The sequence below is a fragment of the Leisingera sp. ANG-Vp genome (assembly GCF_000813725.1).
Taxonomy (GTDB): Bacteria; Pseudomonadota; Alphaproteobacteria; order Rhodobacterales; family Rhodobacteraceae; genus Leisingera.
This window is the reverse complement of sequence record NZ_JWLD01000069.1, coordinates 1-10,233: the sequence shown is the minus strand read 5'-3', so window position 1 is coordinate 10,233 and position 10,233 is coordinate 1. Positions and strand designations below refer to the sequence as shown.

General features: G+C 61.8%; 12 protein-coding genes. 6 read left to right on the top strand and 6 right to left on the bottom strand.

Annotated elements, in window-relative coordinates:
- Window positions 1-1,503: trimethylamine methyltransferase family protein (locus tag RA20_RS20305; protein ID WP_039132956.1), on the top strand; the 1,503-nt coding region annotated here is incomplete at its 5' end.
- 16 nt (window positions 1,504-1,519) lie between these two features.
- Here the strand turns inward: RA20_RS20305 and RA20_RS20300 are convergent.
- Window positions 1,520-1,876 (bottom strand): DUF6477 family protein, encoded by a 357-nt coding sequence (locus tag RA20_RS20300; RefSeq protein WP_039132953.1) that lies wholly within the window; start codon window positions 1,874-1,876, stop codon window positions 1,520-1,522.
- Window positions 1,877-2,110: 234 nt separating this feature from the next.
- Between RA20_RS20300 and RA20_RS20295 the strand changes: the two genes are divergently transcribed.
- On the top strand, window positions 2,111-3,181 hold the full coding sequence (locus RA20_RS20295) for a DUF6456 domain-containing protein (protein WP_039132951.1): 1,071 nt from the start codon (window positions 2,111-2,113) through the stop codon (window positions 3,179-3,181).
- 74 nt (window positions 3,182-3,255) lie between these two features.
- Here the strand turns inward: RA20_RS20295 and RA20_RS20290 are convergent, their stop codons facing one another.
- Together RA20_RS20290 and RA20_RS20285 are read right to left on the bottom strand one after the other, a co-directional pair.
- A complete protein-coding gene (locus RA20_RS20290) occupies window positions 3,256-3,804 on the bottom strand; it encodes a peroxiredoxin (RefSeq protein WP_039132948.1) in 549 nt (182 codons plus the stop codon).
- Between the two features lie 194 nt (window positions 3,805-3,998).
- A complete protein-coding gene (locus RA20_RS20285) occupies window positions 3,999-4,913 on the bottom strand; it encodes a hypothetical protein (RefSeq protein WP_039132946.1) in 915 nt (304 codons plus the stop codon).
- 208 nt (window positions 4,914-5,121) lie between these two features.
- Between RA20_RS20285 and lipA the strand changes: the two genes are divergently transcribed.
- Together lipA and RA20_RS20275 are read left to right on the top strand one after the other, a co-directional pair.
- Window positions 5,122-6,075 carry a lipoyl synthase gene (lipA, locus tag RA20_RS20280; protein ID WP_039132961.1) on the top strand — a complete coding sequence of 318 codons (954 nt, stop codon included), beginning with the start codon at window positions 5,122-5,124 and terminating at the stop codon, window positions 6,073-6,075.
- The gene (locus RA20_RS20275) at window positions 6,072-7,214 is read left to right on the top strand and encodes an amidohydrolase (protein WP_039132939.1); all 1,143 of its coding nucleotides are present in this window, start codon (window positions 6,072-6,074) and stop codon (window positions 7,212-7,214) included. The genes lipA and RA20_RS20275 overlap by 4 nt, the downstream gene beginning before the upstream one ends.
- 3 nt (window positions 7,215-7,217) lie before the next feature.
- On the opposite strand, the gene RA20_RS20270 is transcribed toward RA20_RS20275, so the two are convergent.
- Both RA20_RS20270 and hpt read right to left on the bottom strand, forming a co-directional pair.
- A complete protein-coding gene (locus RA20_RS20270; RefSeq protein WP_193748887.1) occupies window positions 7,218-7,562 on the bottom strand; it encodes an RcnB family protein in 345 nt (114 codons plus the stop codon).
- 232 nt (window positions 7,563-7,794) lie between these two features.
- Entirely contained in the window at window positions 7,795-8,340 is a 546-nt protein-coding gene (gene hpt, locus RA20_RS20265; protein WP_039132938.1) for a hypoxanthine phosphoribosyltransferase, read from the bottom strand.
- Between the two features lie 74 nt (window positions 8,341-8,414).
- On the opposite strand from hpt, the gene RA20_RS20260 reads away from it, so the two are divergent.
- Both RA20_RS20260 and tmpT read left to right on the top strand, forming a co-directional pair.
- Window positions 8,415-8,861, top strand: a complete 447-nt coding sequence (locus RA20_RS20260) for a type II toxin-antitoxin system RatA family toxin (RefSeq protein WP_039132936.1) — start codon at window positions 8,415-8,417, stop codon at window positions 8,859-8,861.
- Between the two features lie 93 nt (window positions 8,862-8,954).
- Complete coding sequence (gene tmpT / locus RA20_RS20255) at window positions 8,955-9,596, top strand: thiopurine S-methyltransferase (protein ID WP_039132934.1); 642 nt, start codon at window positions 8,955-8,957, stop codon at window positions 9,594-9,596.
- Between the two features lie 85 nt (window positions 9,597-9,681).
- Here tmpT and RA20_RS20250 read toward each other — a convergent pair.
- Window positions 9,682-10,233, bottom strand: a 552-nt coding sequence (locus RA20_RS20250; RefSeq protein ID WP_039132932.1) for an ammonium transporter, incomplete at its 5' end; no start/stop codon positions are given.

Below are 10,233 nucleotides of genomic sequence, written 5' to 3'. Positions count from 1 at the left end.
GGCGCCGCCCGCCGCGCTGAACGCACCAGCGTCAAGATCGAGACCGCGAAGTACATCCAGCGCAACATTCCGAACTTCGAAATTCTGAATGAAGAAGCGCTCGAGATCATCGAATACAACGCAGACACCATCCTGGAAGAGGTCGGCGTCAACTTCGTGGACAACCCGGCGGCGCTGGAGCGCTGGCGCGAAGCCGGTGCCGACGTGAACGGCGAGCGTGTGCGCATCCCCCGCGGCCTGGCCCGGAAGCTGTGCTCGACCGCACCCGCAGAGTTCACCCAGCATGCCCGCAACCCCGAGAAATCGGTGGTTATCGGCGGCCGCAACCTGGTGCTGGCGCCTGTCTATGGCCCGCCGTTTGTGCGCGACGCCAACGGCGGCCGCCGCTATGCCACCATGGACGACTTCAACAAGTTCGTGAAACTGGCATACATGTCCAAGTGGCTGCACCACTCGGGCGGCACCGTCTGCGAGCCCACTGACATCCCGGTGAACAAGCGCCACCTGGACATGCTGATGGCCCACATGACCCTCAGCGACAAGCCGTTCATGGGCTCGGTGACCGAACCCAGCCGCGCCCAGGACTCGGTCGACATGGCCGGCATCCTGTTCGGCAAGGAGTTCGTGCAGAACAACACCGTGATGACCTCGCTGACCAACATCAACTCGCCGATGACCTTCGACGACGTGATGATGGGCTCGCTGGAAGTCTACGCCAAGAACAACCAGGCCTGCATCATCTCGCCGTTCATCGTTGGCGGCGCTATGGCGCCGGTGTCGGTTGCGGGCACCCTGACCCAGGTTCTGGCCGAAGTTCTGGCCGGCATCGCCTACAACCAGCTGGTCCGCCCCGGCGCGCCCGCAATCTTCGGCGCCTTCGTGTCCTCGATCGACATGAACTCCGGCGCGCCGACCTTTGGTACTCCGGAAGCCTCGCTGGTCACCTACGGTGCAGGCCAGCTGGCCCGCCGCCTGGGCGTTCCGTTCCGTTCGGCCGGCTCCTTCTGCGGCTCCAAGCTGCCCGATGCGCAGGCAGCCTATGAAACCGCCAACTCGCTCAACATGGGCCTGATGTCCGGCGTGAACTTCATGCTGCACTCCTGCGGCTGGCTCGAGGGCGGCCTGGTTGCCGACTTCGAAAAGTTCGTGATGGACGCCGACCAGCTGGGCGCATTGCACGGCCTCGCCAAGGGTGTTGCGGTCGACGAGAACGGCCAGGCGATGGAAGCCATCCGGGAAGTGGGCCCCGGCGGCCACTATCTGGGCTGCGCCCACACGCAGGCCAACTTCAAGTCTGCCTTCTGGAAGTCCGATCTGCTCGACTACAAGCCGTTCGAGCAGTGGGAAGAGGAAGGCGCGCGCGATACCTATGCTCTGGCAACCAACCGTGTCGAGCAGCTGCTGGCCACCTACGAACAGCCGGCGCTGGATCCGAACATCAAGATGGCGCTGGACGAGTATGTGGCCGAGAAAAAGGCCTCTATGCCCGACGCTTTCATGTAAGCTGTCCGGTAAAAGTTCACTGGCAGAGGGCAGTGCCTTCTGCCACTGCAGAGCGGCGGTCCATACGGGCCGCCGTTTTTGCGTCCGGCGTGCGGCTGCTCTGCAAATAGGCGGCTTCCCCGGCCAGTGCGATCAGAACATCCACATGCCGCACCATCGAATATCCCGCTTCGCCTGCCTTTCGGGCCTCGTTCAGGCCGCTTTCAATGTCCAGGAGCCGCATTGCCGCAGCTCCCGGCCGAGGGAGCGCTCCGTATCCCAGAACACGGCGCAAATCGCGCTGGCGGCAATAGTTCTGCGCTCCAAGACGGGCGGCCCGCGCTAGAATCCGCGGGCGCCGGAGTAACGTCAGCCGGCTGAATACATCCTGCATTGTCCTCTCCTTTCCATTCTCCAAGAGGGGTTTGCTATAACACAACCAAACGTGGTGTTGCGGATGTGCCGCTACCGGCGAACGGTACGTTTCGTGATGATTATTCATTTTCTGGAAACAATGGCGCTTGATCTGAATTTTTGTTCAAAATCAGTCGGGTGATTGTGAAGGACTTTGCGGGGGGATGTGTGCAGCCGACGGGTGGGTCCGACTGACGACCGGGGGTCATGAAACATGCAAGAAAAACCGTTCTCACCCTTGCCTGACTGGGTGCCGCGAGAGACATGCCGCTATCTTCAGCACACTGAGGCAGGGCGGCCGATCCGGCAGCTGGCGCGTAAAGCGGGGTGCCACCCATCGACCATTCTCCGGCAGGTACGGCGGGTTGAAACCTTGCGGGACGACCCGCTGATTGACGAGGTGCTGACCTATCTGGCTGGCAGCTACAATACCGGCCCAGGTGCCGCGGAGCCGTCTGCCGCCAGGAGCGCCGGACGCAGTCTATCGGCTGGATTTGAACGGGAGGCGGCAGGTGTGCTGACCTTGCTGAGCCGAGGCGGCGCGGTTCTGGCAGCGGCGGAAGGCATGGAAATGGCTGTGGTGGTGCGCGAAGGCGAAGAGGGCGCCGGGCAGAAAATTTCTGTATCGCGGCCTCTGGCGGGCGCAATGGCCCTTACCGGCTGGATTTCCTGTGCCCGCCGCGGCCGGATCAGCCGCTACAGCATTACCCCGGCCGGGCGGGCGGCGCTGAACAAGATCATTGCCGATCAGGAAAACCGTGCTCGGGCGCGGCTGGAAGGCGGATTTGCAGAGGCGCAAGCGCCGTTCATGGCGCCGGAGCCCGCGGATAAATCCGGCTATGGGCGCAAGACCCGCTACGGCAGCGCGGAAACGCCGCTGGAAATGCTGGCACGGCTGTCCGACAAGGACGGCAACCCGTTCCTGACCCAGGGCATGGTCAGTGCTGGAAAGCGTCTTCGCGAGGACTTTGAGCTGGCACAGATCAGCAGCCATCTGATGGAGGAAAAGCTGCATTTCACCCAGCCCTGCCGCGCTATGCGCAGCAATAGCCAGGAAGCCGGTGCTGCAGCGCGTCAGCGCATGACCGAGGCCTTGAAGACTCTGGGGGCAGGGCTTAGCGATATCGCCTTGCGCTGCTGCTGCCACCTGGAGGGGCTGGAAACCGCTGAACGCAACCTTGGCTGGCCGGCGCGTTCAGGCAAGGTGGTGCTGCGCATCGCTTTGCAGCATCTGTCCGAATACTACGGCGAATCCAGCGCTCATGAGGCTGAGCTGATCGGCTGACAACCGTTTGACGGCTGCAAACAAAACGGGCCCGCTTTTAGCGGGCCCGCAGAAAATCTTTATCCGGCAGCGCCTTAGGCGGGGACTTCGGCCTTGGCTTCTTTCAGATGCGCCAGAACGGTTTCCGGGGAGGAGACGCCATAGGGGTCTTCGCCGTGGTTGTCCGAGAGGCCCGGCTCTTCGAACCATGCTTCAACAACACCGTTGTTGATGATGGCTGCATAGCGCCAGGAGCGGTTGCCGAAGCCCAGGTTGTCCTTGGCGACCAGCATGCCCATTTTGCGGGTGAATTCACCGGAGCCGTCCGGGATAACGTCCACGTTTTCCAGCTCCTGAGCGCGCGCCCAGGCGTTCATCACGAAGCTGTCGTTCACCGACATGCAGTAGATCGCGTCGATGCCTTCGGCCTTGAAGTCGCCAAAGCCTTTTTCATAGCCCGGCAGCTGGTAGGTGGAGCAGGTCGGGGTGAAGGCGCCCGGCAGCGAGAACAGCACAACGCGCTTGCCTGCAAAGTAGTCTGCGGTGGTCTTGTCTTCCCAGCGGAAGGGGTTCGGGCCTTCGATCGACTCGTCGCGGACGCGAGTGTGGAAGGTCACGTCGGGCAGCTTAACGCCAGCTTTCATTTCGGGATGCTCCTGAAGGTGGAATGTCTTTCGGCGCGCAGGCTTAAAATGATTCTAAGTGGGCTTCAACAATTTCGTGAGCATGTTTTGAAGGTTCTGCACAAACGCCGCAGCGGGCAGCGTAAAAGCGCCGCCGGACCGGAAGAACGCGGCAGACGGCTGCTGTCTTATCCCAATGGAGTGAGGGCGAAAATCTAGGCTGCGGCTTTCTTGATCGTTACCGTGGTGCCGCGGACCTTGCGCTCCGCGGCTGCGGTCAGGTCATTGAACCGTTTCAGCGTTGCCAGCAGCTTTTTCTTGTCCTTGGAGTCATTGATGGCCCCCGGGAATTTCTTCTTCACGCTCTGATACTGGTCATTGATCTTTTTCAGATCCTTGAACTTCGCTGCTGCGGCCTTCAGGTCCGGCGCAGCGGCCTTCAGATCTTCTCCGGCCTTCTCAATGGCCGCAACGCAATGGCCATTGATCGCTTTCACCAAGGCGCCCACCCGGTTGGTGTATTTCTTCAGGTTCCGGTCCACCAGCAGCTGCGGCAGCTCGGTTGAATCCAGCTTCTTGTCGTGGCTGTCATCGCTTTCCTTCAGGATCTTGTTGACCGTCTTCTGGAAATTCGCGGCATAGAATTTCTGGGCTGCGTTCAGCTTGCCCTCATACTGAACCGCCTTCTTCACCTCGGCAGATTCCTTGGCAAGGGTGTCGCGCAGGCTTTCGATGTCTTTCTTGGAGGCGGATGACTTGGAGCGCTTTTTCAGGTCCTTCTCGATGTCAGCAGCCAGTTTCTGGATCTTAACCAGATGCGCCTGCGCCTCCTTGCAGAAGCCGAGCATGGCATTGAGTTCTTCCTGGTGAACGTCCACCGCCTTGTTCCAGGTGGTCAGCCCGTCCTTGAAATGCTTGTTTTTCTGCAGGTCGGCCATCTTCTTGGATTCGACGCCGTCCTTGCGCGCCTTGGCCAGGCTTTCGCGGAAGTAATCCTCGCCCTCCCAGGCGTTGCCCAGCGAAATGCCAACGCGTTTCTTGAGCTTTTCGCCTTCGGCAGAGGTGTATTTCTTGGTGCCTGCCGCCAGTTTCTTATGTTCCGCTTTGAACTTCTCCAGCTCCTTGGCCATGGGTCCCTCCCTGAACGTGTTAACGGCGCTTTCGCTTTGCACAGGTAAACTATGTGTTCCGCAGCGGCATTTTGGCAAAGGAAAACGGCAGAAAATTGCGGTATGAGCCATGACAAGGCAGCAAGGCAGGGTTGCTGATAGCCGGGTGTCAACCGCGGAAAGCTATGTTACACCTTGGCCAAGTGAGATGCCGGAAGGGAAAAACCACGTGCGAGACCTGAAAATCCCCGAGCAGCGCCACCCGGAAAAGGCGCACCGTCCCGATAACGCTCAGCCGAAGAAGCCAAGCTGGATCCGGGTCAAGGCGCCGGGCGGTCAGGGGTATGCGGATACGCACAAGATCATGCGCGAGCACAAGCTGACCACTGTCTGCGAGGAGGCCGGCTGCCCCAACGTCGGCGAATGCTGGAGCCAGGGCCACGCCACCATGATGATCATGGGCGAGGTCTGCACCCGCGCCTGTTCCTTCTGCAACATCGCCACCGGCAAGCCGCCAGAGGCGCTGGACGTGTTCGAACCCGGCCGGGTGGCGGACGCGGTGCAGAAGCTGGGGCTGAACCACGTGGTGATCACCTCGGTCGACCGCGATGACATCGAAGACGGCGGCGCTGAGCATTTTGCCCAGACCATCCGCGCGGTGCGCCACCGTTCGCCGGGCACCACCATCGAAATCCTGACCCCGGATTTTCTGAAGTGCGACCCGTCGGTTCTGGAAACCGTGGTCGAAGCGCGCCCCGACGTCTTCAACCACAACCTGGAAACTGTGCCAGGGCTTTACCCGGAGGTCCGCGCCGGTGCGCGCTACTTCCATTCCCTGCGCCTGCTGCAGCGGGTGAAGGAGCTGGACCCCTCGATGTTCACCAAATCCGGCATCATGGTCGGCCTGGGCGAAGACGCGCAGGCGGTGAAGCAGGTGATGGACGACATGCGCGCTGCCGACGTCGACTTCCTGACCATTGGCCAGTACCTGCAGCCGACGCCCAAGCACCACGCGGTGGACCGCTTTGTGACGCCCGAGGAGTTCAAAACCTACGAGAAAGCCGCCTATGGCAAGGGTTTCCTGATGGTTTCGGCAACACCGCTGACGCGTTCCTCGTATCACGCCGGCGATGATTTCGCCCGCCTTCGCGAGGCGCGCAACAAGAAACTCGGCCTGGCATGACGCCCGAGCGTCTGGCGCGGCTTACCGCGCTGCGCCACGCCCTGCACCGGATCCCTGAGGTTTCAGGTGCTGAGGAAAAGACCGCCGCCATGGTGGCGGACTACCTGCGTTTGCACGAGCCCGATCAGCTGCTGACAGGCCTGGGCGGTCATGGCGTTGCTGCCGTCTATGAGGGCAGGGCAGAAGGCCCCGCGGTGCTGATCCGCTGCGAGCTGGACGGCCTGCCGATCGAGGAACTCTCGGATCAGCCTTACCGCTCCACCCATGCGGGGCGTGGCCATCTCTGCGGCCATGACGGCCATATGACGATGGTGGCCGCTCTGGCTGAGGAACTGGCTGCGCAACGGCCAGCCCGGGGCCGCGTTGTGCTGCTGTTTCAGCCTGCCGAGGAAACCGGCAAGGGCGCCCCGGCAGTGATTGCTGATCCAGCCTATGATCAGATTGCGCCGGATTACGCTTTCTCGCTGCACAATCTCCCGGGACTCCCGGTGGGGCAGGTGGCGCTTTGTGCCGGTCCCGCCAATTGCGCATCGCGCGGGATGCGGATCAAGCTGACCGGCAAAACCTCCCACGCTGCCGCGCCGCAGGACGGGGTGTCGCCTGCCGGTGCCATTTCCCGGCTTCTGACTGGGCTGGCAGGCTTGGCCAGCGGGGGGGATCTGGGGCCGGAATTTGCTTTGGTCACGGTGACCCATACGCAGCTTGGCGAGGCAACCTTTGGTATCGCGCCTGGGTATGGCGAGGTCTGGGCAACCTTGCGCACTGTTACAGACACGCGCATGGAGCAGCTGATTGCGGGAGCGGCGGCTTTGGTGGAACAGGCCTGTGCCGCAGACGGCCTGACGTTTTCCATCGGGTTCGACGACGTCTTTGAAGCCTGTACCAACCACCCTGAAGCGGCGGATGCTCTGAAAGCCGCAGGCGAAACGGCGGGCTATCCGATGCAGATGCAGGACAGGCCTCAGCGCTGGTCTGAGGACTTTGGCCAGTTTGGCAAAGGCGCGAAAGCGGCGATGTTCTGGCTCGGCTCTGGCGAGGACCAGCCGCAGCTGCACAACCCGGACTATGATTTCCCCGATGCTGCCATCCCGGTCGGGGCCGGGATTTTCAGGCAGGTCCTCAGCGATCTATTAGGCTGAACTTCAGTTCAGCAGCGCATCCACCACAGCTACCGCGCCGATGATTGCCAGCGTATCCTTGACCACCTCAAAAATCTTGTCGCCCTGGCGCACATAGCGGTGCCCGTGGCGCGGCGGTTGCAAGCCCCAGCGGTGGTAATCATCCACATAAACCCAATCGCTGCCCTGGATATGGCCGTGGCTGTGCCCGTGTTTGCTGCGGTGGCGCTTTTTCACCTGTCCGGGCGCGTAGTGGGCGGCGCTGTTCTTATGGCCCGGCGCCCATTTCGGCGGCCCGGCATGGCTGGCTGCCGGGGCAAGAGTAAGGGTCATGGCCGCCGCCGCGGCCAGCATCAGGCTTTTCTGCATCGCGGTTCTCCTGTGAGCGCTGCGCTTTTGAATCACATGGAGCAGGCGTCAGGAAATGGCAAATCCGGTGCGCCGGAAAGCGCCTGTTTCAAGCCGGAACCGGCGGACTGGCGCCGGTTGCCTGGAGCGGTGCAAGTATCTTCAATCTGTGGCTTTTCGGTCCACAGGCGTCAAAGGCGGCTCTGCCGGTGCACAGACGGTGCACGCGTGCCGCCTCCAGTTTCAGACCGTATCAGCCTTCGTCCGTAAACCGCACTTTGCCGATGTGCGGCAGGTTGCGGTTGCGCTGCGCGTAGTCGATTCCGTAGCCGACAACAAATTCATCCGGGATCTCGAAGCCGATCCAGTCGGCCCGGAAATCCACCTCGCGCCGCGACGGCTTGTCCAAGAGCGCAATGGATTTCAGCCGCGCAGGCTCACGGCTCTTCAGCAGGTTCACCACATGGTTCAGCGTGTGGCCGGTGTCGACGATGTCTTCCACCACCAGCACGTCCCGCCCTTCAATGGCGCCGCGCAAGTCTTTGAGAATGCGCACTTCCCGGCTGCTTTCCATCGAGTCGCCGTAAGAGGAGGCTTCCAGGAAATCGACCTCGATCGGCAGGTCCAGCTCGCGCACCAGATCGGCGATGAAGACAAAACTGCCGCGCAACAGACCCACGACGACCAGTTTGTCGGTATCGCCGAATTCGCGGTGGATCTCGGCGCAAAGCTCCTCGATCCGGGCCGCAATGGCCTTGGCTGAAATCATCACATCAATGACATATGGACGCTGTGACATGGCTGCCCCCTTGAATTTCCCGCGCGTACATAGGACATGACGCTGCACAATAGTAGCAGAAAATCAGCAGGCCGATGCCCACACACTCGGAAACCCGCCAGCTGCCGTATTCGGCACAGCAGATGTACGATCTGGTTGCGGATGTTGCGCAATACCCCAAGTTCCTGCCGTGGTGTGCCGCCGCCCGCATCCGCAGCCGCGCGCCGCTGGGCGAGGCTGAGGTGATGGAGGCGGATCTGGTGATCTCCTTCAAGGTCTTCCGCGAACGCTTCGGCAGCCGGGTGACGCTGTTCCCTGGCGAGCAGAAGATCGACACCGAGTACCTGGACGGCCCGTTCCGCTACATGAAGTCGAACTGGTCCTTTGCCCCGCGCGAGGATGGCACCTGCGACATCTCCTTCTTTGTCGATTTCGAGTTCAAGAATGCCGTGCTGCAGGGGATCATCGGTGTGGTGTTCAACGAGGCGATGCAGCGTATCGTACGTGCCTTTGAGCGCCGCGCGGCTGATCTGTACGGCTGAGATGCTGCAGGCTGGAAACCGCTTGACCTAAAGCGGACTTTAAGTCGTATCACCGCCCGGAACTGAGTTTTCCAACGGAAGGAACGACCCGCGATGGAGCAGGAATTCTGGCAGGCACGCTGGCGCGAGAACCGCATCGGTTTCCATGAGCCGGCGCCCAATACGCTGCTGACGAAACACTTTTCCAGGCTGGGCTTGGAAGCAGGCCAATCCGTCTTTGTCCCGCTTTGCGGCAAGGCGCTGGATCTGGACTGGCTTTTGAAACAGGGGCTGCGGGTCACGGGGGCTGAGTTCAACCAAGGCGCTGTCGAGCAGGTCTTTGCACGCCAGGGGCTTGAGCCGGAAATTGAGAATCAGGGGGATCTCCTGCGCTACCAGGCGGGCGCGCTGACGTTGTTCGCCGGCGATTTCTTTGCCCTGACCGCTGCACAGGCTGGCCCCGTGGATGCTGTTTATGACCGGGCTGCGCTGGTTGCGGTTAAGCCCGGGGATAGAACGGCTTATGCGGCGCATCTCAACCGGACCACAAGCACAGCGCGGCAGCTGCTGATCGGCTTTGACTATGACCAGTCACTGATGGAGGGGCCGCCGTTTTCCGTGCCTGGCGGTCTTGTCCAGACGCTCTATCAGGGCACACATGCGATCACCCTGGCCGAGGAACGCCCCGCCGACGGCCGGATCGGCGAACGCTGCAACGCACTGGAGCAGGCCTGGCTGCTGTCTCCCTTGGCCTGATACGAAAAGCGGGTCCCCGAAGGGACCCGCCCGGTGCGGAATATGCACCTTCTGCCGTGAGTGGTGGCATCCGTCATAGCCGGGGTCAGCTGTTCATGTCGTATGCACGCTCACCGTGAACAGACAGATCGAGGCCGTTGGTCTCGCTTTCAAGATCCACGCGCAGGGATGTGATCAAAGCGGAGATCTTCACCAGCGCGATGGTCACCACCACGGTGAAGATGCCGACGATCACCAGCGCGCCCAGCTGCGCAGCCCAGGCACCGGCGCCGAAGACGGCGATCATGATGGTGCCGAAGATGCCGCCGACGCCGTGCACGGCAAAGACATCCAGGGTGTCGTCGATCTGCATCTTGTTGCGCACCAGGTTGACCATCTCCTGGCACAGCACGCCGGCCACGGCACCGATGATCAGCGCCTCCATCGGGCCGACAAAGCCAGAGGCCGGGGTGATCGAGGCGAGGCCTGCAATGGTGCCGGTGACCAGACCGACCAGCGAGGCCTTGCCGTATTTGATTTTCTCCCACATCGCCCAGGTGAGCGAGGCGGTGGCGGCGGAGATATGGGTCACGGTCAGCGCCATTGCCGCGCCGCCGTCTGCTGCCAGCTGCGAGCCGCCGTTGAAGCCGAACCAGCC

Coding starts and splice junctions, on each gene's coding strand:
- RA20_RS20300 (WP_039132953.1), bottom strand. CDS start 1,876: ATGCAGGATGTATTCAGCCGGCTGACGTTACTCCGGCGCCCGCGGATT.
- RA20_RS20295 (WP_039132951.1), top strand. CDS start 2,111: ATGCAAGAAAAACCGTTCTCACCCTTGCCTGACTGGGTGCCGCGAGAG.
- RA20_RS20290 (WP_039132948.1), bottom strand. CDS start 3,804: ATGAAAGCTGGCGTTAAGCTGCCCGACGTGACCTTCCACACTCGCGTC.
- RA20_RS20285 (WP_039132946.1), bottom strand. CDS start 4,913: ATGGCCAAGGAGCTGGAGAAGTTCAAAGCGGAACATAAGAAACTGGCG.
- RA20_RS20275 (WP_039132939.1), top strand. CDS start 6,072: ATGACGCCCGAGCGTCTGGCGCGGCTTACCGCGCTGCGCCACGCCCTG.
- RA20_RS20270 (WP_193748887.1), bottom strand. CDS start 7,562: ATGCAGAAAAGCCTGATGCTGGCCGCGGCGGCGGCCATGACCCTTACT.
- hpt (WP_039132938.1), bottom strand. CDS start 8,340: ATGTCACAGCGTCCATATGTCATTGATGTGATGATTTCAGCCAAGGCC.
- RA20_RS20260 (WP_039132936.1), top strand. CDS start 8,415: ATGCCCACACACTCGGAAACCCGCCAGCTGCCGTATTCGGCACAGCAG.
- tmpT (WP_039132934.1), top strand. CDS start 8,955: ATGGAGCAGGAATTCTGGCAGGCACGCTGGCGCGAGAACCGCATCGGT.